Source organism: Chitinophaga japonensis (assembly GCF_007830125.1).
In the GTDB taxonomy this organism is placed as follows: domain Bacteria; phylum Bacteroidota; class Bacteroidia; order Chitinophagales; family Chitinophagaceae; genus Chitinophaga; species Chitinophaga japonensis.
Window position 1 is genome coordinate 1,283,801 of the sequence record NZ_VLLG01000002.1, and the last position, 23,536, is coordinate 1,307,336.

The 23,536-nt window shown below is 52.7% G+C and carries 25 protein-coding genes; 12 read left to right on the forward strand and 13 right to left on the reverse strand.

What is annotated here, in order from left to right; all coding sequences use genetic code 11:
- Positions 1–383 precede the first annotated feature (383 nt).
- From LX66_RS05075 to LX66_RS05095, 5 genes are all read left to right on the forward strand, one after another.
- Positions 384–1,286, forward strand: a complete 903-nt coding sequence (locus LX66_RS05075; protein WP_145710797.1) for a CPBP family intramembrane glutamic endopeptidase — start codon at positions 384–386, stop codon at positions 1,284–1,286.
- Positions 1,287–1,496 (forward strand): putative signal transducing protein, encoded by a 210-nt coding sequence (locus tag LX66_RS05080; protein ID WP_145710798.1) that lies wholly within the window; start codon positions 1,287–1,289, stop codon positions 1,494–1,496.
- Positions 1,497–1,577: 81 nt separating this feature from the next.
- A complete protein-coding gene (locus LX66_RS05085) occupies positions 1,578–2,462 on the forward strand; it encodes a phosphatidate cytidylyltransferase (RefSeq protein WP_145710799.1) in 885 nt (294 codons plus the stop codon).
- Between the two features lie 107 nt (positions 2,463–2,569).
- Positions 2,570–3,223 (forward strand): phosphatidylserine decarboxylase family protein, encoded by a 654-nt coding sequence (locus tag LX66_RS05090; RefSeq protein WP_145710800.1) that lies wholly within the window; start codon positions 2,570–2,572, stop codon positions 3,221–3,223.
- Between the two features lie 41 nt (positions 3,224–3,264).
- On the forward strand, positions 3,265–3,519 hold the full coding sequence (locus tag LX66_RS05095; protein WP_145710801.1) for a hypothetical protein: 255 nt from the start codon (positions 3,265–3,267) through the stop codon (positions 3,517–3,519).
- Between the two features lie 93 nt (positions 3,520–3,612).
- Here the strand turns inward: LX66_RS05095 and LX66_RS05100 are convergent, their stop codons facing one another.
- A complete protein-coding gene (locus LX66_RS05100) occupies positions 3,613–4,308 on the reverse strand; it encodes a YjjG family noncanonical pyrimidine nucleotidase (protein WP_145710802.1) in 696 nt (231 codons plus the stop codon).
- An 83-nt stretch (positions 4,309–4,391) separates the two neighbouring features.
- On the opposite strand from LX66_RS05100, the gene LX66_RS05105 reads away from it, so the two are divergent.
- From LX66_RS05105 to LX66_RS05115, 3 genes are all read left to right on the forward strand, one after another.
- Entirely contained in the window at positions 4,392–5,096 is a 705-nt protein-coding gene (locus LX66_RS05105; RefSeq protein WP_145710803.1) for an SDR family oxidoreductase, read from the forward strand.
- A 139-nt stretch (positions 5,097–5,235) separates the two neighbouring features.
- Positions 5,236–7,200 (forward strand): BatD family protein, encoded by a 1,965-nt coding sequence (locus LX66_RS05110; protein WP_158642540.1) that lies wholly within the window; start codon positions 5,236–5,238, stop codon positions 7,198–7,200.
- Positions 7,197–7,970, forward strand: a complete 774-nt coding sequence (locus LX66_RS05115; protein ID WP_145710805.1) for an SH3 domain-containing protein — start codon at positions 7,197–7,199, stop codon at positions 7,968–7,970. The genes LX66_RS05110 and LX66_RS05115 overlap by 4 nt, the downstream gene beginning before the upstream one ends.
- Positions 7,971–8,087: 117 nt before the next feature.
- Here LX66_RS05115 and LX66_RS05120 read toward each other — a convergent pair whose 3' ends face one another.
- The 7 genes from LX66_RS05120 to LX66_RS05150 all read right to left on the reverse strand — a co-directional run bounded on the left by LX66_RS05120 (position 8,088) and on the right by LX66_RS05150 (position 13,780).
- On the reverse strand, positions 8,088–8,834 hold the full coding sequence (locus tag LX66_RS05120) for a LytR/AlgR family response regulator transcription factor (RefSeq protein WP_145710806.1): 747 nt from the start codon (positions 8,832–8,834) through the stop codon (positions 8,088–8,090).
- A 98-nt stretch (positions 8,835–8,932) separates the two neighbouring features.
- Positions 8,933–9,724, reverse strand: coding sequence for a sensor histidine kinase (locus LX66_RS05125; protein WP_145710807.1), 792 nt, complete (start codon positions 9,722–9,724; stop codon positions 8,933–8,935).
- Positions 9,725–9,880: 156 nt separating this feature from the next.
- Entirely contained in the window at positions 9,881–10,591 is a 711-nt protein-coding gene (locus LX66_RS05130; protein WP_145710808.1) for a response regulator transcription factor, read from the reverse strand.
- A 132-nt stretch (positions 10,592–10,723) separates the two neighbouring features.
- Entirely contained in the window at positions 10,724–11,719 is a 996-nt protein-coding gene (locus LX66_RS05135) for a sensor histidine kinase (protein WP_158642541.1), read from the reverse strand.
- A gap of 23 nt (positions 11,720–11,742) precedes the next feature.
- The gene (locus tag LX66_RS05140) at positions 11,743–12,228 is read right to left on the reverse strand and encodes a gliding motility lipoprotein GldH (RefSeq protein ID WP_158642542.1); all 486 of its coding nucleotides are present in this window, start codon (positions 12,226–12,228) and stop codon (positions 11,743–11,745) included.
- Between the two features lie 7 nt (positions 12,229–12,235).
- A complete protein-coding gene (locus tag LX66_RS05145; RefSeq protein WP_145710811.1) occupies positions 12,236–13,111 on the reverse strand; it encodes a YicC/YloC family endoribonuclease in 876 nt (291 codons plus the stop codon).
- An 84-nt stretch (positions 13,112–13,195) separates the two neighbouring features.
- Entirely contained in the window at positions 13,196–13,780 is a 585-nt protein-coding gene (locus LX66_RS05150; protein WP_244620295.1) for a pseudouridine synthase, read from the reverse strand.
- Positions 13,781–13,834: 54 nt separating this feature from the next.
- Here LX66_RS05150 and LX66_RS05155 point away from each other — a divergent pair, with 54 nt between their 5' ends.
- The 3 genes from LX66_RS05155 (at position 13,835) to LX66_RS05165 (ending at position 16,749) form a co-directional block, all read left to right on the forward strand.
- Positions 13,835–14,545 (forward strand): Crp/Fnr family transcriptional regulator, encoded by a 711-nt coding sequence (locus tag LX66_RS05155; RefSeq protein ID WP_145710813.1) that lies wholly within the window; start codon positions 13,835–13,837, stop codon positions 14,543–14,545.
- Positions 14,546–15,089: 544 nt separating this feature from the next.
- Positions 15,090–16,034 carry a UDP-3-O-(3-hydroxymyristoyl)glucosamine N-acyltransferase gene (locus LX66_RS05160; protein ID WP_145710814.1) on the forward strand — a complete coding sequence of 315 codons (945 nt, stop codon included), beginning with the start codon at positions 15,090–15,092 and terminating at the stop codon, positions 16,032–16,034.
- Positions 16,035–16,062: 28 nt separating this feature from the next.
- Entirely contained in the window at positions 16,063–16,749 is a 687-nt protein-coding gene (locus tag LX66_RS05165) for a hypothetical protein (RefSeq protein WP_145710815.1), read from the forward strand.
- Here LX66_RS05165 and LX66_RS05170 read toward each other — a convergent pair.
- The 3 genes from LX66_RS05170 to pheS form a co-directional block, all read right to left on the reverse strand.
- Complete coding sequence (locus LX66_RS05170; RefSeq protein WP_145710816.1) at positions 16,735–17,733, reverse strand: NAD-dependent epimerase/dehydratase family protein; 999 nt, start codon at positions 17,731–17,733, stop codon at positions 16,735–16,737. The genes LX66_RS05165 and LX66_RS05170 overlap by 15 nt on opposite strands.
- A gap of 115 nt (positions 17,734–17,848) precedes the next feature.
- A complete protein-coding gene (locus LX66_RS05175; RefSeq protein ID WP_145710817.1) occupies positions 17,849–18,715 on the reverse strand; it encodes a 3-hydroxyacyl-CoA dehydrogenase NAD-binding domain-containing protein in 867 nt (288 codons plus the stop codon).
- A gap of 17 nt (positions 18,716–18,732) precedes the next feature.
- Complete coding sequence (gene pheS / locus LX66_RS05180) at positions 18,733–19,761, reverse strand: phenylalanine--tRNA ligase subunit alpha (RefSeq protein WP_145710818.1); 1,029 nt, start codon at positions 19,759–19,761, stop codon at positions 18,733–18,735.
- Positions 19,762–19,829: 68 nt separating this feature from the next.
- Here pheS and LX66_RS05185 point away from each other — a divergent pair, with 68 nt between their 5' ends.
- Positions 19,830–21,146 carry a histidine kinase gene (locus tag LX66_RS05185; protein ID WP_145710819.1) on the forward strand — a complete coding sequence of 439 codons (1,317 nt, stop codon included), beginning with the start codon at positions 19,830–19,832 and terminating at the stop codon, positions 21,144–21,146.
- Between the two features lie 150 nt (positions 21,147–21,296).
- Here LX66_RS05185 and LX66_RS05190 read toward each other — a convergent pair whose 3' ends face one another.
- Both LX66_RS05190 and LX66_RS05195 read right to left on the reverse strand, forming a co-directional pair.
- The gene (locus LX66_RS05190; RefSeq protein ID WP_145710820.1) at positions 21,297–21,986 is read right to left on the reverse strand and encodes a response regulator transcription factor; all 690 of its coding nucleotides are present in this window, start codon (positions 21,984–21,986) and stop codon (positions 21,297–21,299) included.
- A 5-nt stretch (positions 21,987–21,991) separates the two neighbouring features.
- Entirely contained in the window at positions 21,992–23,428 is a 1,437-nt protein-coding gene (locus tag LX66_RS05195) for a sensor histidine kinase (RefSeq protein WP_145710821.1), read from the reverse strand.
- Between the last annotated feature and the right edge of the window lie 108 nt (positions 23,429–23,536).

Genomic DNA, 23,536 nt, shown 5'->3' on the forward strand with positions numbered 1-23,536 from the left:
AGTAATTTTTAGTAAACGTGAATTTGGGGTTTACCCGTAAACGTTACAATCTACCATTTCATCTGTTAATATTCGTCTTTTCAACGGCCAGATGGAACCTCGCATTTACATGTCCATGTGCGAGAACTGTTTATCATGCCCGGTTTCATCTGTTTAATGTCTGATCCTGCCAGTGCTTTATAAGTTACTGATTTGTTGTTTGAAATCTTTTTATTCTCCCGCTGCTACTCTTTCAAAAACAGCCGGAGGCGGCAAATGTTCACCTGCAATCCTTATCATCTTTTTTTAATATAATTCAGTAGCTGCAGGGTTATAGGTCAGTAAACTATTGCCAACTGGTTTTAGCGCTGTAAATTTACGCAAATTTAATACAGCTAACATCTATGACCGGCTATCTTAAACAGTCTTCCCCTTCCATACAATTTGCCACCTTTCTTGGGATCTTTATCGGCTTTATGTTGCTTTATGGTACTTTCCTGTACACCGGGTTCCCTGCGCTGAGCGGTTATACCATCGAACAACTGCAGAGTAGCGGCGCCACCGGTCCTAAAGTTATCGGCTATTTGAAATTAGTACAATTTTTATACACTTTGATAGTTTATTTAGTGCCCGCCCTCCTCTTTGCCTATCTCACCGATCCAAAGCCGGCGGCCTGGCTGGGCCTGCATAAACGGCCGCGGGCGCTGCCTGTAATATTATCCATTTTGATCATGTATTGCTCACTGTGGGCCGTAGACCTTACGGCAGAATGGAACCGGAGCTGGGATGTGCCGGCATCCATGCGGCAAATGGAAGAGCAGGCAGACCAGTTGGTAGAGCGCATGCTGCAGATGCCCCGGGTAACAGACCTGCTGATAAACCTGCTGCTGATAGCCGTGCTCCCCGCCATTGCAGAGGAGCTATTCTTCCGGGGCGTGCTGCAGCGGCTTTTCACACAAATGGTAAAGCTCCCCTGGCTGGCCGTACTGATCACCTCCATACTTTTCAGCGCCATACACATGCAACTGCTGGGCTTTGTGCCCCGCCTGCTGCTGGGCTTCCTGCTGGGATCCATTTACCTGCTGAGCGGCAACCTGTGGCTGTCTATCGCCGGGCACTTCCTGGTAAACGGCATACAGGTGATGGCGGTGTACCTGTACCAGGTAAAAGTGATCACGGAAGATCCGGCCAAAACAGGCACCACCTCCTGGTACATAGGCCTGATCAGCCTACTGGTCACGCTTTCGCTTTTGTGGGTGTTGCGCAAACGTGCTAAATTGCCGGAACAACCAACAAACACGGAATAAATGGAAAAAGACTGGATCAAAGTATTCGCAACAGACCGGCCCTTTGAAGCAGAGATCGTAAAGGGCCTGTTGCTGGAAAACGGCATCAACGCCGTATTGCTGAACCGGCAGGACTCTTCCTACGTACAGGCCCTGCCGGGACTGGCAGAAGTGTACGTGCATGTATCACAGCAGGCGCAGGCTTTGGAGTTAATAGGAGAAAGGAAGTAAGAAGCAGGAAATAGGATGCCTGCCATTTCATACATCTTACCTCGTACTTCTTACTTCAAAAACTCATATTAAATTTTAACAATGAAGACTTTTTTCACCCGCACCGCCTCCGCGCTGGTATTTGTGGCAGTGATGCTGGGGGGTATTTTATGGAGCCCTTTTACCTTTTTCCTGCTGTTTTTCCTGGTAAACTTCTTTGCCTTACAGGAGTACTTTAAGCTGGTGCGCGCTATCGATACCGGCTACCGCGAGGTGTCCGGCTGGCACCGCTACGGAGTGCTGGTGGCAAGCTGCGCTATTATAATGGCTTTTACCGGCGAGTCCTTCGGTACTACCGGCATCTCCCTGGGCTTTATGGGATGGTGGCTGGCCGTTATCTTCCTGCTGGTGCTGCCCATGGGCGAGATCCTGCTGGGCAAGGACTTTTCCCTGAAGAACATTGGTTATTCCGCCCTGGGCCTGCTCTATATCACGCTGTCCCTGGGCCTGCTGATAGACATGCGGCTGAGCGCCGGCGTCATCCGTTTTACCGGTAGCTCCACCGGCATGCAGCCGGGCTGGATGATCCCGCTTTTGCTGATCTGCTTTATCTGGATCAATGATACCATGGCTTATATCATCGGCTCCCTGATAGGACGAACGCCGTTCTTCCCGGCCATTTCCCCTAAAAAGACCACGGAAGGCTCCGTGGGGGGCATGGTGCTGGCCATTGCGGTGGCCGGCATATTTGGCTATTACTGGGGGCGGCAGTGGCTGGACCTGCAGCACTGGCTAGCGCTGGCAGGTATTGCAGCCGTGTTCGGCACTGCGGGCGACCTGCTGGAATCCAAGCTGAAGCGGATGGCCGGCGTAAAGGACTCCGGCAATATCATGCCCGGGCACGGCGGTTTCCTGGACCGTTTTGATTCACTGCTATTGGCGGCCCCCTTTGCCTGGCTTTACGTACAGTCTTTTATGATAGCCTGATAACAAATAAATTACGAATTATTAATTGCCGCATTCCAAAGCAGATTCGTAATTATACTACCTTCGTATACTGATAAACCTAAAAAGCAAATAAACCGACAAACAACATGAAGATCCATCGAGAAGGATTGGGCACCATTCTACTCACCCTGGTGGTGCTGGCATTGCTCAATGTGGCTGTATTTTATTTTCTCGGGCATTTACCGGCTTTTAGCTGGGGCTTCCTGATCGTGTCCGTGATCCTGTTCCTTTTCATTGTTTCCTTCTTCCGCATTCCGCTCCGGAAAATGAACGAGGACGAGTCCCTGGTCATTTCACCCTGCGACGGCAAGGTAGTGGTAATAGAAGAGACCTATGAGCCGGAGTATTTCAAGGACAAGCGCCTGCAGGTATCCATCTTCATGAGCCCTGCCAATGTGCACGTAAACCGGAACCCCATCAGCGGGGAGGTAAAGCTGTCGCAGTACCATGCCGGCAAATACCTGGTAGCCTGGCATCCCAAATCATCTACGGAAAACGAACGGCACACCGTGGTGATCGGCAATGAAAAGGCCGACGTACTAGTACGGCAGATAGCCGGCGCACTGGCCCGGCGTATTGTCAACTACCTGAAGGCCGGCCAGCAGGTAAAGCAGAACGAAGAGCTGGGCTTTATCAAATTCGGCTCCCGGGTGGATATTTTCCTGCCGCCGGGCACCCCGGTAAAAGTAGCGCTGGAACAAACCGTAAAAGGCGGGCAAACCGTGATCGCGCAACTGTAAAAACATTATCTTTAGTAACCCGTAAGATAAACCTGATACAAATGAAACCAATATTTCTCAGCCTGGCTACCGTACTGCTGATCAGCAGCGCGGCCTTGGCCCAGGACAAACCCGCGGAAAAGGCCTGCTGCAAAAAAGACGGGAAAGCCTGCTGCAAAAAGGAGCAGACCGCCAAAGGAAAAGCCTGCTGTATGCAGCCTACCAAAACCGCCAGCCTGCGCGCCGCCGCTGCCGCCAAAGCAGCAAAAAAAGAGCCCGCTGCGCAACCGGCGCCTGCCGCCCGCAAGGAAAGCTAGGCAGTATGCTATTATATCTATAAAAACACAAGCCTCAGGCATACCCTTTAGTATGATCTGAGGCTTGTGGCTTTTACTTCCTGTTTCCTGCTATCAGAATATCGTTTTCAGCTCGCTCAGGCAGGAGATCGTGTACGTAGGCTGTATACCGGTAGCCGGTATCTTCGGGTTGAAATACACCTGGTCCATGCCCACATTATGCGCACCGGCAATGTCCAGGTCCAGCGCATCCCCTATCATGATGCAGTCCGTAACAGTAGCCGCCGCCCGGGTAACGGCAAAATCAAATATTTCCCGGTAAGGCTTCAGGCTTCCAGCCACTTCCGAGGTAATGATATGCGTAAAGTAATGGTCAATGCCTGCATTGCGCATCTTCTGCAATTGCGTTTCCTCAAAGCCGTTGGTGATCATGTGCAGCGGGTACTGTTTTTCTTTCAGGTAGCCCAGCACTTCCGCCGTGTAGGGAAATAAGGCCGTTTTGGTGGGCAGTATCTCCAGGAACAGGCTGCCCAGGGAAGCAGCCAGCTTTTCATCCCCTATCTTGAAATCCAGCAAAGCCATACGGAAACGCTTGGTGCGCAGCTCATTCCGGTTAATGAACCCTTTGCGGAAACGGTCCCACAACTGCTCATTGTGCACTACATAGCTGTTATAGAACGCATCAAAGGACGGCACGCCCCGGCTGCCCAGGTCAAAGTGATGATACAGTTCCTGTAAAGTCTGGTAGGAGTTGGTCTCAAAATCCCATAGCGTGTGGTCCAGGTCAAAGAAAATATGCTTGTACTTCATTACGAAAGCAAAGTTACGCACTAATGCGCGGATGTGCAGATATGCGTATTTTTTTCTTATTTTCCGGTTTTTAACCATTGTGTATGCATGCAGTTATTACAGGCGCCAGCAAAGGCATAGGAAAAGCGATTGCGGAAAAGCTGGCAAAAGAGGGTTGTAACATTGCCATTTGTGCCAGGAATGCCGCTACACTGGAAGCAACGGCTGCGGCCATCCGGCAGCAGTACCCCGCCGTGCAGGTACTGGCCATTCCCGTAGACATGGGCGACAAGCAGCAGGTGCTGGACTTTGCCGCCAGGATCAACGCCACATTCCCCGCGGTGGACATACTGGTGAACAATGCCGGCATCTTTGTGCCAGGCGCGCTGCACCAGGAGCCGGAAGGCCTGCTGGAAAATATGATGGCGGTAAACGTGTACAGCGCCTACCATCTTACCCGGCAATTGCTGCCTGCCATGATAGCGCAGCGGCAGGGCCACATTTTTAACCTCTGCTCCACCGCCAGCTATAAAGCCTACCCTAACGGCGGGGCTTACAGCATTACCAAATTTGCGCTGCTGGGATTTTCCAGGAACCTGCGGGAAGAGCTGAAACCGCATCATATCAAGGTAACTTCCGTAAGCCCCGGCCCCACGCTTACGGCCTCCTGGGAAGGCTTTGAAGCGCCGCCGGACCGGATGATGGAGCCGGAGGACATCGCTGACATTGTATGGGCTTCCTATACGCTGGCAGCACAAACCGTGGTGGAGGAAGTGGTGCTAAGGCCTGTGCTGGGAGACATTGGTTAATGAGCGGAAATCCTTGCCAGTAAATGATTCCATCATCATATTTTATTATTTTTTTAACTAACTTTTAACGGGAAATTACGCATCACGGCTTAGGCTTTGGTTAAATTTGTCAAGCGATATGATGGTTAGTCAGGTTTATATGAGAAAGTGGGGCCTGTCCCTCTTTTTTTGTTTGGGTATATTGGCTTCTGCAGCGGCCCAGGAGTTCCGCTTCACCACCAATGTAAGCAGTACCCGTGTGGCCCAGGATGAGCCATTTCAGATACAGTTCATGCTGGAGAACGCCCCGAATGTATCCGGCTTTCACCCCCCTTCCCTTAACGATTTTGAGATACTGCAGGGCCCTTCCCAGGTGCAGGGCCAGTCTATATTTAACGGCAAGCGCTCAGAATATATTGCGCTTATTTATGTGCTGCAGCCCAAGCGCGTGGGCAATTTTACCCTGCCGGGCGCCACCGCGCGGGTGGATGGCAACATGGTGCGCTCCAACCCGGTTACCATAGAAGTGATCAAAGGGTCAACAGGAGCAGCACAGGCGCCGCCACCCGCCACTGCACCGGGTTTCCCGCCCAGGCGCAGTGCCCCGCCGGGTATTGGCGATGAAGATGTGGCGGAGGGCATTTTGCGGAAAGGAGAGGATGTGGATGCCAAACTGCGCAAGAACATTTTCCTGAAAGTAGAAGTGGACAAAACCAATGTATACGAAGGGGAGCAGCTAACTGCCACATATAAACTGTATACCCGCCTGCCTACCAATTCCAGCGTAACCCGGGTACCCGCCTTCAAAGGTTTCTCCGCCAAGGATATTGAGCTGCCCAACCCGCCGCAGGCTACCACGGAACGGCTGAACGGCAAGCTCTTTAAGGTGTTTACCATCCGCAAAACCCTCCTGTTCCCGCTGCAGTCCGGCACCCTGGAGCTGGACCCCGTGGAGGTGGACAACCAGGTAAGGCTGGTAAAGCTGGTGCAGGATAACAACCGGCGCAACCGGCCACGGGACGTTTTTGAAGACTTCTTTAATGATCCCGGCTTCCGTGATCCGTTTAACGATCCTTTCTTTGACGACTTCTTTAACCGGCCGGAGGTAACGTATGAGGATGTGCCCTACAAGATACAGAGCACGCCGGTAAAGATCGAGGTAAAACCCCTGCCGGTAGATACCCGGCCCATCAGCTTTAACGGCGCAGTAGGCAATTTCAAAATGAGCGCCGGCATCGACAAAAAGGAGCTGACCACCGATGATGCGCTTACGCTGAAAGTAGTCATTTCCGGGCAGGGAAACGTAAACCTGCTGAATGCGCCCAAAGTAGACGTGCCGGGCAGCTTTGAAAAGTACGACCCGAAAGTAACGGACAATATTGAAAAGAACAGCAACCCGCTCAGTGGCAGCCGGCAGTTTGAGTTTGCACTGATGCCGCTGGAAGCCGGGCAGCAAACTATTCCGCCGGTAGCGTTCTCTTACTTTGACCCGGCTGCCAAGGCTTACAAAACCATCAGGTCACAGGCATTTACGGTAAATGTAAGCCCGGGCAAACAGACCAAAAGGGACCAGGAGGACTTCAGCGTGGACAAGAACGTGCTGATCCCCGTTCGTAAAACGCCGCAGCACTGGGTAAAGGATGCCGCATTCCTACTGGGCAGCACCTGGTACTGGATACTGCTGCTGATACCGCTGCTGGCCCTGGGTGCTGGCATACTGTACCGCCGCCGCCTTAACTACCGGCAGAACAATGCGGATGTGCTGAAGCACCGCTATGCCAACAAAGCCGCGCTGAAACGGCTGGAGCTGGCCGCCCGCTACCTGAAAGAAGGAAAGGAACATGCTTTTTACGAAGAAACTTCCCGCGCCATATGGGGCTACCTGAGCCACAAGCTGCACATACCCTTTGCAGACCTGAACAAGCAACTGGTACAGGACAAGCTCAGCTCCCGGCACATTAACGGGCAGAACACCCACCAGCTTTTCGAGCTGCTGGACAACTGTGAAATGGCATTGTACGCACCTGCGCACAGCAATGATAAAATGCAGGGCACCTACCAGCAGGCTGTAAAGGTGATCAGCCAGTTGGAAGAGGAATTAAAAACGAAGCAAGAATTAATATGAGCGCCATACGCTATATACTCCTGTTATTGTTATGCTTTGCACTGCCGGGCTACGGCTCCCTGCAGGCGCAACAGGCTGCTCCGCAGCAGCGGTTCGAGCGCGCCAACCAGCTATACCAGCAAAACCAGTACAGCGAAGCAGCCGGCATCTACCAGCAACTGATCAATGAAGGCTATTCCCTGCCGGACCTGTATTTCAATGCCGGTAATGCTTACTATAAAAGCAACCATACCGGGCTGGCCGTCTACAATTATGAAAAAGCCCTGCAGATCCACCCGGACAACGAGGCGGTGATACATAACCTGGCCCTGGCCAACCAACGCGTGCAGGGATTTACTGATGAGCTGCCCCTGCTTTTTTTCCAGAAATGGTGGATGCAATGGCAGCACCTGCACAGCCCCAACGGGTGGACCACCGGCAGCCTGCTGCTGCTCTGGCTGCTGATAGCCGGCATACTGGCCTACCTGCTGGCAGAGCGTTTCCACACCCGCACTTTCCGTATAGGGATAGGCGTGGCAGGCGCGCTGTGCGCCATCTATTTCTTTATGTCGGTGTATACTTACAGCGTGGCGCATAGCCATGATACCGGCATTGTAATGGGCAGCGGCATCAATGCCAAGGCGGCGCCGGACCAGAACGGCAAGGACCTGTTTGTGCTGAATGAAGGGATGAAAGTGCAGGTGCTGGATGCCACGCAGGAATTCTGCAAGGTACAACTGGCCGACGGTAAGACCGGCTGGGTGGCTTGCGAAGAGGTTAAACGTTTATAACGTGTTCGAATAAATTAAGAATGAATAATTAATAATACAGGTTACACAAGTGTTTCATTTAACCACTCATGCTACGATTATTAATTCTTAATTATTCATTATTAATTCATTGAAAAGCTACAGCTTTTCAATGCGGGCCATAAACTCCTGCTTGCGGTGCCGGGACACCGGTATGGTGCTGCCGTCGTTCATAACGATCTCTCCCCCGTCTCCCTTAATGTATTTTTCCATAAAGGAAAGATTGATCAGGTAGCTGTGATGCACCCGGAAAAATCCCTTGTCCTTCAGCACCGTTTCCACCTCCTTCAATGTGCGGCAAACCAGGGAAGTGGTCTTCTCCGCGTACAGGTGCAGCCGCGTATAAGCGCCCTCTGCCTCGCAATACAGGATGTCCCGGGGCTGTACCATGCGCAGCCCTTCCATGGTGGGCAGCGCCAGGCGCTCGCCGGCCTGCAGGTGCTCATGCAGGAACACCAGCAGGTTGTTTACCTTGCTGCCGGTCAACTGCAGTTGCCGGGAAGCAGCCTTTTCCACTGCCCGCAGCAGCTCATCCTTATCCACAGGCTTCAGCAGGTAGTCCAGCGCACTGTGACGGATAGCCTGGATGGCGTATTGGTCATAAGCGGTGGTAAATATGACGGAAAAGGAGGGATGCTCACAAGCTTCCAGCAGTTCGAACCCGTTCATGCCCGGCATTTCCACATCCAGGAACAGCAGCTCCGGGTGATACCTGCCGATGGCCTCCAGTGCTGCCGGGCCATCCGGGCAACTGGCTTCCACCACCACCTCCGGGCAATATTTGGTTAATAACAGTTGTAACACATCGCGGCAGTGCTTCTCATCATCCACTATAATAGCTCGCATGATGTAATAGTTGTATAGTATAGGTTAGTGCTCCCTGATTGTCCCATGAAAATTTACGAAATAAAAATGGATTCGGCGCAATTTGGCCGGGTGGGGGTTCAACCTGCCAGCAACTGGCGGCTGGTAATGTGCCGCATTTTTATGGTTACACGGTTGCCATTGGCCCGGGCGGTTTCATCAAAGAGGTCCTGTTCGGCTATGCTGGCCTGCATATGGTACTTTTCGCTCATAATGTGCAGGCGCTCTGCAGCAATGGCTACGTTGCGGCTCAACTGGGCGGCGGTGTAGGAGGTGGGGGGCAGTTCATTGCGGGTACCGTTGTCTGTTACCTGTATGTACAGGCCGTCCTGGTCCCTGCCGATAAATATCTCCAGTTGCCCCCCGGTTTTCTGGGGGCGCTGCAGGATGCGGTGCCAGATAGCCTGCTGTACATAGGGCTGTATGATCAGCGGGGGCACCAGGGTAGACTGCTGGATCACGTCCGGGGAAAGGTGCAGGCGGTAGGCAAACTGGGGCTCAAAGCGCAACTGCTCCAGTTGTATGTACAGTTCCAGCGCTTCCAGGTCGTCTTCCAGGCTTATCCATTCCTTGTTGAAGTTGGCGATCATCAGGCGCATGAGCTTGGAAAAGCGGGTCAGGTACAGGGAGGCCATGTCCGTGCTGGTGGTAAGAATGTAATGGTGGATGGCGTTCAGGCTGTTGAAAATAAAATGAGGGTCCATTTGCGCCTGGAAGGCATGCAGTTCGAGGTTAACCATCGATTGCTGCCTGTTTATTTCCTTGGTGGTAGCCAGCTTTATCCTTTGTTCACGCCGGAAGAAAAAATAGCAAATAAGCGCCACACTTAATAAAAAGAACAGCCAGTAAGGCCAATCACCCGCTGAAGACATATCGTAATGCTGTAACACTGATAAGGTTTGCAAAAGGATCCGCTGCGTACACTACATACGCTAATTAAATATCCATTAAATCATCCTTAAAGGAAAGTGCTAATTACTACAAGGCAGTATTTATCGGGCAACCGGAGGGAAAATTGTTGTAAGTGGTTATTGGTCGGTAAACTTGTACCCTACTCCCCTTACGGAGTGGAAGTATTTGGAGTTGCGGCTGTCCTCTTCAAAGTATTTGCGGAAGTTCAGGATAAAGTTGTCGATAGTGCGCGTAGTGGGGTATACATTATAGCCCCATACCACCTGCAGTATCTTTTCCCGGGTCACTACCTCGCCCTTGTTCTCTATCAGCAGCTTCAGCAGCATGGTTTCCTTTTTGCTCAGCTCAAAGTGTTTGCCGTCCTTGCCAATGCATTCCTGGGCGGCAAAGTCGATGGTATTGTTGCCAAAGCGGTACACGTTCGGTACGCTGTCCTTGTCCTGTATGCGCTTGTTCTTTACGATCAGTTTCTCCACCCTCAGCAGCAGCTCTTCCAGGTTAAAGGGCTTGGTCATATAATCATCCCCGCCCTTTTTCAGCCCCAGCACCCGGTCCGCGCTGCTGTTGCGGGCGCTCAGGAAAAGAATGGGCACATCGTTGTTCTGGATGCGGATGTTCTCGCATACCGCGATCCCATCCATTTCAGGCAACATGATGTCCAGTATGATCAGGTCAAAGTATTCGTTCTTGACGGCTTTCAGGGCCGTAGTGCCGTTGTCCGCAGCGGTTACCTCATAACCTTCCAGCTCCAGGTTCAGCTTTAGGGCCTCCTGGAGGTTCTCCTCATCCTCTACCAGTAAAATGGATGCTTTCGTCGCTTCTTTCATTCGTCAAGGTTTGTCTTTTAAAGGCCTCATGGAACCTCGCATTCACATGCTCGGTTTCATTCGTCAAGGTTTATTTAAGACTTGTCAGGTTTTAATAAACCTGACAGGTCCTGCTTTTTTCATCCTGCAAATTTACGCTGTTTGAACGGAATATTGCGGCCAACTGATCTCGAAGCAGGCGCCGGCGGGTACATGGTCCTTCACCAGGATGGAAGCGCCATGCTGCTCCATGATCTTCCGGGTCAGGAAAAGGCCCAGTCCTGATCCCTTGGCCTTGCGCGTATTCTCATTGCCAATACGGTAAAACTTCAGGAATACCCGTTCTCTTTCCTCTGGGGGGATGCCGGGACCTTCATCGGTCACCTGCCATTTCAACTGTTGCCCGGCCTCATACAACCGCACATGAATGGTGGTTTGCCTGGGAGCGTACTTGGCCGCATTCTCCACCAGGTTGCTCAGCGCCATCTGCAGCATGAACTTGTCGCCCTCCACCCACACATGGGGCATAATGTCGGTGGTAACGGTATGGTTGGGCAGGCGGCCCTGTATTTCCTTTACGCCGCTTTCCAGCAGTGCGGACAGGTCCAGCGGCTCGCGGAACAGGCGGTAACGCTGCGTTTCCAACTGGGAGGCCAGCAGGATGTTATTACACAACTGGTCCAGCCGGTTGGTTTCTTTAATGGTGTTCTCCACCAGCTTTTGCTGCTTTTCTACCTCCAGCCGGTGCTTGCGGATCGTTTCCAGGTTCAGCTTCACGGCAGCGATGGGCGATTTCAGCTCATGGGTCACCGCCATCATAAAATTCTGCTGCTGCTGGGTAAGCTTCATGTGTTTTCTTACGGCCCGGTATACAAAAAAGGCGCCCAGCAAAATGATGCCTAAAAAGGTGCCGCCCTCCCCGAAGAACTTGAAGGTGCGCATGCGCTCGTCCCTTTCTATGCGTTGCAGCTCCTGCCGGTATTCCGCCGGGTGGGTGGCGCGGTCTATGCGCAGGTCCAGGTTCTGCCTTTCAAAATTGTATATCTGGTCGCTTTGCAGGAACAGGAGCACCCCCCACCATACCAGGGCCAGTATGGTATACGCCAGCACAAAAAAGTAGATGATCGACACCACTTTCTTATCCTGCATTTTATGGTAGAGGCGCTTTATCATTACCGTAGTCCTGCTTTCTCTATCCGTAGCCCTACGTTCATCACATAGGGGAGCGGGTTTTGCCGCATATTCTGCTCAAAGGTAAACCGGTAGGTGCCGGGTTTGTTCAGGATGGCCCTTTCCTGTATGGGTATGCGGTGCTCATAGATATCATCCAGTCCGCTGCCCAGCCATTTGCCGCTGGCATCCGCCAGGGGCAGCTCCACCCGGCGGGGATGGCTGGTGCTGTCGCCGGGGAACTGCGTGTCCACCAGCACCCATATATTGCTGTAAGGGTAGGCGTCCGTATGCCGTATGTTCACGTAGATGTTATACAGGTAAGCGGTATCTGCCGGCGATACGGTTACTTCAAAAACCGGCTTGTGATCATAGCTCCACCGGTGCCCGGGAATTTCCAGGTTCTTTTCGTAGGTATCCATTTTAGCGGGCAGGCAGGAGGCCATTAGCAGGCAGCCTGCAGCAATGGCTGCGGCCATTTTGTTCATATACTTTCTATAATACATTGAGAACTTGTTCTTTGGCCTTCTCCAGTTCATCTTTCATCAGTACTACCCATTGCTGTATGCCGGCATCGTTGGCTTTGGAGCCGGTGGTGTTTATTTCGCGCCCTACCTCCTGCAGCACAAAGCCCAGCTTCTTGCCTTTGGCCGCCTCGGGCTCGTTCAGGATTTCCTTGAAGTAGCGGCAGTGGTTTTCCAGGCGTACCAGCTCCTCTGAAATGTCCAGCTTCTCCAGGTAAAAGATCAGCTCCTGCTCCAGCCGGTTCTCATCCACGTTCTCCTTGCCCACGTGCTCGGCCAGCAGTTGCTCCAGCTTTTGCCGGATCTTGTCCTTGCGGAGGGGGTCCAGCTCCCGTACTTTGATGCAATAGGATTCTATGTTCTCTATCCGTTGCAGCAAGTCGCTCTCCAGCATGGCGCCTTCATTCTGGCGGTGCACGTCCAGTTCGGCCAGCGCTGTTTTCAACACCTCCTGTACCGCCATCCATTCTTCTTCAGCTATCTGTTCGGTAGCGGGGGTCACCACTTCCGGCAGTTTCATCAGCACGTTCAGCATATCGTCCTGGGGCAGGTTCAGCTCTTTGGCCAGGGTGGTGATGGACTGGTAATAGAACCTGGCCAGCTCCGTATTGACCATTACCGGGCGGGTGGCCCCGTTCTGCCGTATGTTAATGGTAGTATCCATGGTGCCGCGGTGAAGCATCTGCTGCATCTGGGCACGGATATCAAACTCATAAGGCCTTAACAGGGGGGACAGCTTCAGGTTTACCTCGAACTGCTTTCCATTCAGTGATTTGATCTCCACCGTGATCGTAGTTTCGCCACGCGTAATTTCAGCCCTTCCAAAGCCGGTCATTGATTTCAGCATAATAGATGTTTGTGGGTAACAAACCTAGCTAAATTAGTGCAAAGGGCAAAGAAAAGTGAATAGCGAGAGGTATTCACCTTTCACTTAAAAAAGCATTCCGTACAGCTCCTCCCGGTTCAGCTCCCGCATGTCGCCCGGCTGCAGTCCGTCCAGGGTAGTCCCGGCTATACGGTAACGGATAAGTCTCAACGTAGGGTAGCCGGCGGCGGCGGTCATTTTCCGTACCTGCCGGTTCTTGCCCTCCTGCAGGACCAGCCGGATCCAGGGAGCCGGTATCTGCTGCCGGAAACGGATGGGCGGCACCCGGGGCGGAACGGGCGGCTCCGTATCAAACAAAGCGGCCCGGCATCGCCTGGTGCGGTAAGGCTTACCGTCCACGGTGATCTGTACGCCTTGTTCCAACTGCGCCAGAGCGGCGTGGGTAATGGCCCCGTCCACCTGCACCCAGTACTCCCGCTCATGTGCAAAGCGGGGGTTCAGCAGCCGGTGGTTCAATGCCTTATCATTGGTCAGTATCAGCAGGCCCTCGCTGTCATAATCCAGCCGGCCCACCGGGTACACATCCCGCGGTACGGCAAAATGATCGGCCAGGCTGGCCTTGTTGTTTTCCCGGCCAAACTGGCTAAGCACCTGGTAAGGTTTGTAAATAAGATAATAGCGTAATGACAAAGGAACGCGGCTTTGGTGAACGCCCTGCAAATTAGTAATTTTGCGGTATTGCCTATGGGTACGCCAGTTCAACAGATCACGTGTCAACATTGTAAAGCCCGCTTCAGTGCAATCTTCTGCAAAGCGGAGGGGGAAAATCTTGCTGCGCTCGACACAGCGAGAGTATGTTCCGTTTATAAAAAGGGACAGATCATTTTCCAGGAAGGCGCCCATTCCTTTGGTATCTACTGTGTCAACTCCGGGAAGGTAAAGCTGTCGCACAGCGGCGACGACGGCCGTGAGCAGATCATCCGCCTGGTAAAGGCCGGCGACATCATGGGCTATAAGGCGTTGCTGAGCGGGGAGCGCTATACCGCTACCGCTATCGCCCTGGAAGACGCGCAGGTATGTTTCATTCCCAAGGACCTTTTCCTGGGCGTACTCCAGAAAGATGCGGCCCTTTCCTTTGAAATGATGCGCATCCTCTCCAGCGAGCTGCGTAAGGCAGAGCTTAAGATCACCCACCTCGCCCAGAAACCGGTAAGGGAACGCCTGGCAGAAACCCTTTTATTCATTCATGAAACCTATGGACTGGAAAGCGACGGCCAAACCCTGAACGTGCGTCTTTCCCGCGAAGAAATTGCCAACCTGGTAGGCACCGCTACCGAATCCGCCATCCGTTTGCTCTCCGAATTCAGGAAGGAAGGCATGATAGAACTGGAAGGCAAAAAGATACGCCTGCTTAATATGGACAGTATCATAAAAACCGCTAACCTGCAGGATTAGCAAGGAAAATCATCTTCTTAACGTATATGCGCCAACGTTATTTCGGTACCTGGTTGCAAATCGCAAAAACCAGTCTTCCGGTTACCGGCGCACCCGCTTTTACAGGATTTTATAAGCAGCCGGGGTATCCTTGCCGTTTTTTCCCGGAAGCCGGGCGCTCATGGGGCTGAAAAAAGCAAAAAAGGGAGCGGCGCCTGCACTTTGCACAACGGGTATAACAGTGGTAAAAAACGAAGATAAAGGTATGCCCGATAGCGGTATGAACAAACAGGCATCGGCGGAAACGCTTACCAGCAAAGGAACACAGCAGACATAAAAAAAGTCTGACCGTGTGAACAATCAGACTTTCTTGTTATGTGAATGGGTTAGTAAGTACAGGGAAACAAAATTCCCTACACAATATTAAAAAGAATTTCATCACAAAAGAAAAATTTTACAAAAAATTTTATTCACACAGGTAAAAAAATGTGGATAAAGAATAGGCATACTTCTTACTTCTTATCTTTGTCCCACTTTTTACCATCACCCACTAACTCAATTCAATATGAAGTTTGAAGCACCTGTTGCAGTTACCGAAATAGCCGCTATCATAGGAGCAGCGCTGGAAGGCAACAGCAAGCTGATGGCCGGCGGCATCAACGAGATCCATAAAGTACGGGAAGGAGACATCTCTTTTGTGGACTTTGAGAAGTACTATGATGCGGCGCTTAACTCAGCAGCTACCATTATCATCATTAACAGGAAAGTAGCCTGCCCTGAAGGTAAAGCGCTGCTGGTTACCGACGATCCTTTCAGCGCATTTGTATCGCTGGTAAAACGCTTCCGCCCCTTTGAGCCGGCAGCCAAACCCATCAGCGATACGGCAGTCATAGGCCCGGACACCATCATACAGCCTAACGTATTCATTGGTAATCATGTGCGTATCGGCAACAATTGCATCATCCATCCCAACGTTACTATATACGACCACAGCGTAATAGGCGACAACGTGATCATCCATGCCGGTACCGTGATAGGCGCCGACGCCTTTTACTTTAAAAGAAGGAAAGAGCGCGACGTGATATACGACAAGCTGGAAAGCTGCGGACGGGTAGTGATCGAAGACGATGTAGAGATAGGTGCGGGCTGCACCATCGATAAAGGCGTAAGCGGCGATACCATCATCGGCCAGGGCACCAAGCTGGATAATATGATCCACATCGGGCACGGTACCGTGATAGGCAGGAACTGCCTCTTTGCTGCACAGGTAGGCATAGGCGGTAAAGCGATCATAGAAGACAATGTGATCCTGTGGGGACAGGTAGGCGTTTCCAAAGACCTTACCATCGGCAAGGACGCCATTGTGCTGGCGCAGAGTGGCGTGCCCAGCTCACTGGAAGGCAGTAAAACCTACTTCGGCTATCCTGCGGAAGAGGCCCGCATGAAAAGGAGAGAGCTGGCCTGGATCAAACGTATACCGGAAATATGGGAAAAGATCACGAATAAATAGCCGTTCGCTATTAGCTAATTTAAGTAACATGCGCATATCCCTCTTGCTTGGCGGCCTGCTCCTGTACGGCTGCAGCATGGTAAAAAAAACACCGGCAGCAGCCGGCAACGATCTCTATACCGCCGCACAGGAATGGAAAGTACAGATCAACGATGGCTGGCTGTCCGCCAAAACCATCCGTTACGGCAACTATACCACCTCTTCCCGCAGGAACGGGATGGCGGCCGAAACAAACATCACCTTTATCAAAGCAGCGGAAAATCCCTTTAACTTTTACGTAAAGGACAGCAGTGAGCAGATACTGGTGCAATGCCTGCGCACCCCGCGGGCTACCTTTGCAGACCGTCCGCTGCCGGCGGCACTGGCGCAGGAGCCGACCGGCGCCCGGTTCTTTTATGCCCTTATCAACGGCATACAGCTACACCCCCTGGTACGCTGGGAGCTGATCCTGAAAGACCCGCATTACCTGGAGCTGAACGATAACAAACCGGCGGGCATCCTCCGCTCACCGGAAGAAGACATCCGCATTACCGCGCATAACCGTATGGGCATCGTAAATGCCTATGAGAAAGCTTGCTATGAATTTCATTACCGTGGTGCGCCGGTAGCGGCGGTAATGCCGGGAGCCCAGCCAAGGGTGTGGGTGAGCAACCGCATTACCCAGGATGTAGAGAAGATACTGGCGGCAGCTATCGGGGCATTACTGATGAGATAAAGGCGCCTCCATTTCCTGCCGGAAAGCGCGGCATACCGTGGCGATGGTTTCCTTCAAGGGCGCAAAGCGGAAGGCGGGCAGCAGGCGCTGTATCTTTTCACTGCTGTAGTATACTTTAAGCTGTGCCGTGCGGGCCGTTTCCCTGGTTACAAGCGGTGGCCTGCCGGAAAAAAAGCCTTTCAGCTTTTCCATGCGCCATACGATCTCCGCCATCCAGGGCTGCACGCTGATGTGCGGCGGCTTCCTGCCCAGTTGCGCCGCCATTTCGCTGAAAAGATCATAATAGCTCCAGTTATCCGCGGAAAGCACGAAACGCTCCCCGCTGATACCGCTGTCCATCAGCAGGCGCATGGCCTCCACTACATCCCTTACATCCACAAAGCCGTTCACACCGCTGGTATAGAAGGGAAACTCTTTCCAGGCGTTCTTTACCAGCGCGCCGGAGCCGCCGTCCTGCCAGAAACCGCTGCCCAGTATAATGGACGGGTTTACGATAACAGCGGGCAGCCCTTCCGCTATGCCGCGCCATACTTCCATCTCGCTCCGGTATTTACTGATGGCGTATTGGGAGTTGTTGCCGCTGTCCTGCCATTCACAATCCTCATCGATCATCTTTCCTTCCTTTGCGCGGCCCAGCGCTGCTACGGAGCTTACGTGCACCAGCTTTTGCACGCCGGCGTCCAGGCTCAGGTTCACTACGTTGGCCGTGCCTTCAATGTTCACATGCATCATTTCCCGGTGGTGCCGCGGCTGGAAAGATACTACGGCGGCGCAGTGGTATACCTGCGTTACATCCTGCAGGGCTTCCTCCAGGCTTATAATGTCCAGTATATCTCCCTGCAGCCATTGTACCTGGTGTTGTATATCCCGTAAAACGTCGGGGATCTGCTTACGGTATAAAGCGCGCACGGGTTGGCCGGCATTCACCAGTGCCCTTAATAAATAACTGCCTAAAAAACCTGTTCCGCCGGTAACTAAGATCATGAAATGATGTTCACATGTTAATAGAAGGCCAAAAATAAGCTAAAAGCTGAAAGCATAAAGCTAAAAGCTACCGTAGCGGTTTTATCCGCGCCAATGGGCTTTTTGCTTTATGCTTTCAGCTTTTAGCGTAATTGTAGAAGCCCTGCCCGCTCTTGCGGCCCAGTTGCCCCTGTTCCACCCTGGCTACCTGCAGGGGGTTGGGCGCAAAACGCGGCGCGTGGTCCGCAGCGTCGTACAGGGATTGAGTAACGGCCAGGTTCACATCATTGCCAATGAGGTCCATCAGGGCAAAAGGTCCCATACGGAAGCCGGCGCTTTCCAGCAACCGGTCTATGGTGGCAAAGTCCGCCATGCCCTGCTCCGCCGCTTTCAGGGCTTCCAGGTAGTAATGCCGCGCTACCCGGTTCACAATAAAGCCAGGCGCATCTTTTACATGCACCGGCGTTTTGCCCATGCTCAGGGCCAGCTCATAGATAAGCGTGGCCACCAGGGGGTGGGTGTGCCGGGCGGTCACCACTTCCACCAGCTTCATAACAGGCGCCGGGTTAAAGAAATGCATACCGGCTACCCGCGATGGATTGACCACCTTTTCCGCTATGCGGGAAACAGGCAGGGAAGAGGTATTGGTGGCAAATATGGTCTCGCTGTGATTGATCTCCGCCAACTGGTTGAACAGCCCGGTTTTGGCAGGTACCTGCTCGGCAATGGCCTCAATGATCACTTCCCCTATGCAGTCATGCAACTGGGAGGTAAAGCGGATGCGCTGCAGGGTATTATTACGCTCCGCTTCCGTAATCCTGCCTTTGGCCACTGCCGTATCCAGGTTTTGGGTAATCCGGGCACGGGCCTTGTCCGGCATGCCCGGCAGGATGTCAAACAGCACGGTGTTGTAACCGCTGCCGGCAGCTACCTGCGCAATGCCGGCGCCCATAGTGCCGGCGCCGCATACAGCAATGGTATGTACCTGGTCAAGAGAGATCATATAGTGAAATGTGAAAGCTACAAGGTTCCGGTAAACTGCTCCAGGAAACGTGTATCATTTTCAGAGAAGAGGCGCAGGTCCCTGATCTGGTATTTCAGCATGGTAATACGTTCTATGCCCATACCAAAGGCAAAGCCGGTATACTTTTCAGGATCAATGCCGCAGTTCTCCAGCACTTTGGGGTGCACCATGCCGCAGCCCAGTATCTCTACCCAGCCGGTGTGCTTGCACACGGAACAGCCCTCTCCGCCACAAATGATGCAGGAAATATCCATCTCCGCGCTCGGCTCCGTAAAAGGGAAATAGGAAGGCCGGAAACGGATGCGGATATCTTCCCCGAACAGTTCCTTTACAAAGTGATACAGCGTTTGTTTCAGGTCGGCAAAGGACACGTTCTCATCAATGTACAGCCCTTCCGCCTGGTGGAAGAAACAGTGGGCCCGGGCGCTGATGGTCTCATTGCGGTACACGCGGCCGGGGCAGATCACCCGTATGGGCAGTTGGCCGGCTTCCATAGCGCGTACCTGCACGCTGGAAGTATGGGTGCGCAGCAGCCAGTCCGGGTTTTTGCTGATGTAAAAGGTATCCTGCATGTCGCGTGCAGGGTGGTTCTCCGGCAGGTTCAGCGCCGTAAAGTTATGCCAGTCGTCCTCTATCTCCGGCCCTTCCGCTACGGTATAGCCCAGGCGCTCAAATATGTGAATGATCCGGTTGCGTACAATGCTGATGGGGTGGCGGGTGCCCAGGCGGTGCGGCTCAGCCGGGCGGCTGAGGTCTGCGGTAGCCTGCGTTTCGCCGGCGCCGTTCTTCAGTTGCTCAAACTGCGCATACTTTTCTTCCGCCAGTTGCTTGAAACTGTTGAGCACCTGGCCAAACTCCTTCTTGCGCTCGTTGGGCACCTGCTTCATTTCGCCGAACATGGCCTTTACAATACCTTTTGTTCCCAGGAACTTAATACGGTATTGTTCCAGCTCTTCCGCCGTGTTGGGCGCAAAAGCTTCTATTTCCTGCGTATAGGCCGCTATTTGCTGTACTATCTGCTCCATAGGGCAACAAAGATAAGAGAAATGGCGAATGCCAAAAAAATCTTACCTTTTGGTACTGAAATGCGGCTATGACTGTTACTTACTACATTGGAGCCTCCATTGCGCTCCTGGTATGTATGGTGCCCGTATACGCGCTGCTGGTAAAGTACAAAAGGAAATATGAAGCAGAGGCCACGGTCACCTATTTTGCCACCTCCCTTTTCGGACAAAACACCATAGACGATATACTCTGGGACGTAGCCAAGAACTGCATCCGCCAGCTCCAGTTCGAGGACTGCGTGATCTACCTGCTGGATGAAGAACGGCAGGTGCTGGTGCAGAAAGCGGCATACGGCCCTAAGAACCCGGTACGCTTTGAGATAAAACAGCCCATCGAGATACCGGTAGGCGAGGGCATCACCGGCACCGTTGCCCTTACGGGAAAGCCGGAGATCATAGCCAACACCAGCAAGGACAGCCGCTATATCCTGGACGATGAGCAACGCCTCTCCGAACTGGCGGTACCCGTCTTTTACGAGAACCGGGTGATCGGCGTGATCGACTCGGAGCACCACCGCAAAGGCTTTTATACCACGGCGCACCTGCAGGTGCTGGAAAAAATAGCCGCCATATGCGGGGCCAAAATCGGGAAGACCCTGGTAGAAGAAAAAGCACGCCGGCAGGAGGCGGAAGTGCAGCACCTGCAACGGCAGCTCGCGGAGTTCCGCCTGGTAACGCTCAAGTCGCAGATGAACCCGCACTTCCTGTTCAACTGCCTGAACGGTATTTATAATTCCATTGTAACCGGCGAGGTGGAGAAGGCCCAGGAGTACATTTCCAGCTTTGCCCGCCTGCTGCGCATGGTGCTGGTGCATGCGGAAAAGAACTTTATTTCCCTGCGCGATGAAATGGACCTGCTGCAATACTACCTGAAAATAGAATCCCTGCGCACCGACCATGCTTTCGACTATTCCATGGAAATAGACGAGCGGATCAATCCCGAAGAGCACTACGTGCCGGGTATGCTTATACAGCCTTTCCTGGAAAATGCCATCTGGCACGGGCTGATGAACAAGCACGGAGAACGGCGCCTGCACATTGGCTGGCATTACCTGGGAGACAATATGCTGCTCTGCGAGATAGTGGACAACGGGGTAGGCCGGAGCGAAGCCGCGCGTATACATAAAAGCGGGCTGAAAACCGGCAGCCACCAGTCAAAAGGCATGCAGCTCTGCCAGGAGCGGGTAGAGCTGTATAAGTCCCTATTCAATACCCGCTTCAGCATACAGGTGCTGGACCTGTCGGATGCGGACAACCGGCCGGCGGGCACCCGGGTGGAGATCGCATTTGAAATGGACCCCGAAGGGTATGAAATACCAAATCCCAAATTCCAAACACCGGGGTAAAAAATTCCAAATCCAAAATCCCAAATTCCAAACAGCAAACATGCCTTTTAACTAAAAGCAGATTGCTTTTAGTTTTGATATTCGCTACCTCCTTTGGAATTTGGGTTTTGGGATTTGGGTTTTGGGATTTGGGTTTTGGGATTTGGGTTTTTAAAATATCAGTTTATACCCCACTCCCCTGATATTTACGATCTGCACCCGCGGATCTTCCTTCAGGTAACGGCGTAGCTTCGTGATGAACACATCCATACTGCGGGCGTTAAAAAAGCTGTCATCGCCCCAGAGGTCCAGCAGCACGGCCTTGCGCTCCATTACCTGGTTCTTGTTGTCGTACAGGCGGCGCAGTATTTCCGCCTCGCGGTGGGAAAGAAAAGCGGTATTGTTATTACGTGTAAGGGTTTGCTTGATGTAGTTGAACGCATACTGGCCTATCATCACCACATCATCGCTGTCGCTGACGGCAGGCGCCGGCTGCTCGCTGGAGCGCTTGAGCAGCGCCTTTATCCGCACGATCAGCTCATCCATGCTGAAAGGCTTTTTCAGGTAATCATTCCCGCCCAGCTCAAAGCCTTTTACCACATCCGCCGTCTGGGACTTGGCGGTCAGGAAGATAATAGGGGTGATCTTGTCCTGCTTGCGGATCTCCGTGGTAACGGTAAACCCGTCCATGTTCGGCATCATGATATCCAGCACCACCACATCGGGCCGGTGCTGCTGGTACAGGCGCAGCCCTTCCCGGCCATCTGCTGCGTAGAGCATGTCAAAGCCCCGCATTTCCAGGCTGTCCTTTACGATCTGGCCCAGTTGCCATTCGTCTTCTATCAGTAATACTTTTGCCATAGCCCTTAAACAGGTAATTGGATGATGAATTCGCTGCCTTTGTCCGGCTCGCTGCTCACGCGTATCGTACCGTTGTGCAACTGCACGACCTTCTTTACATAGCTTAAGCCCAGGCCAAACCCTTTTACATTGTGCAGGTTGCCGGTTGGCACTCTGAAGAACTTGTCAAAGATACTCTCCTGGTACATACGGGGTATGCCTACGCCATTATCTTTTACCCGGATGGTCAGCAAGCTGTTCTCCTTCACGCATTGAATATGCACCATCGGGTGCTCCCCGGAATACTTGATGGCGTTATCCACCAGGTTGCTGATGGCGTTGGATAAATGCGCCTTGTCCACGTAAGCCAGGGGGTGATCCAGCCGGTTATCGTAGCGGAACTGCACCGGCCGGCCGGCTTTCAGTTGCTGGTTGGTGATGATGTGGTCTATCAGCTCGTTCAGGTCCGTTTCTTCCCGGAACAGCTCTACTTCCTCTTTCTCCTCGGCGGCTATCTGCAGCACTTTTTCCACCAGGTCTGACAGGCGCTGCAGCTCCTGTTTGGAAATATCCAGGTAGCTGCGCGTCTTGCGCTGGTCGCTCAGCGCATTGAAGTTCTGCATGGCCTCTACTGCCGCATATACGGTAGCAATGGGTGTTTTCAGCTCATGCGTCATATTGTTGATAAAATCGTTCTTCACATCAGACAGCCGTTTCTGTTTCAGGATAGTGCGCAGCATGTAGATGAAGCAGAGGGTGGTAAGTATCAGCAGCAGCAGGGAGCTCACCAGCGTCCAGATCATCTTCATCAGGATGTACTGCATGGGGGAGGCGAATACAGCCTGCACAAAGAGGTTGCTGGCGGGGTTGAAGGGCATTTTGAAGGTTTTCAGCGGCACCTTGAGCCGCATGCTGTCCCGGAAGCTTTCCCGGGCAAAATTGCCGAAATCCACGTGAAAGGTATCCATGTGGTAGTCCGGGACGATCTGCCGGTTGTGCAGCTCCGCCCTGAAAGATGAATCCAGGCCCCGCAGGTTTACGCTGTCCCCGTACAGGTTATTCAACATAATTAGGTCCGATATCTGCCGGGCCAGGGTATCGGCGAAAGTACGGGAAGGCGTGCCCCGGGAAATGGTGCGGATCTTCCGGTCCCTGCTCAGGATGGAGTCGATAATAACCCTGGCCGTATCCACCTTGTCTTCCGGGAAACCCATCTGCTCCAGCTCCAGCGTAAGCCCGTTCACCTGCTGCCTGGTAGTGTCTGCCACATAGTAGTGTATATAGCGCCGTACATCGGAGAACTGGTTGTTGAACAGCGCGGTGCGCAGGGCCCCGTTTATATCGCGGTTAAACTGGTCCAACTGTACCTGGTAGGAATTGTACAGCCAGTATCCCTGGAAAAGATAGATGCCCAGGATACAGGTGCACATTAATATGAGTATGTTGCGGATCCGCTTACGCATAAGATTATACGGCTGGCGTACAAAACTATTGCTTTCCACCCGTCACTGCATGCTTTTCTTAACAATAATTAACAGTAAATAAGGGTCCTTAACGGAGGAATGCATTTT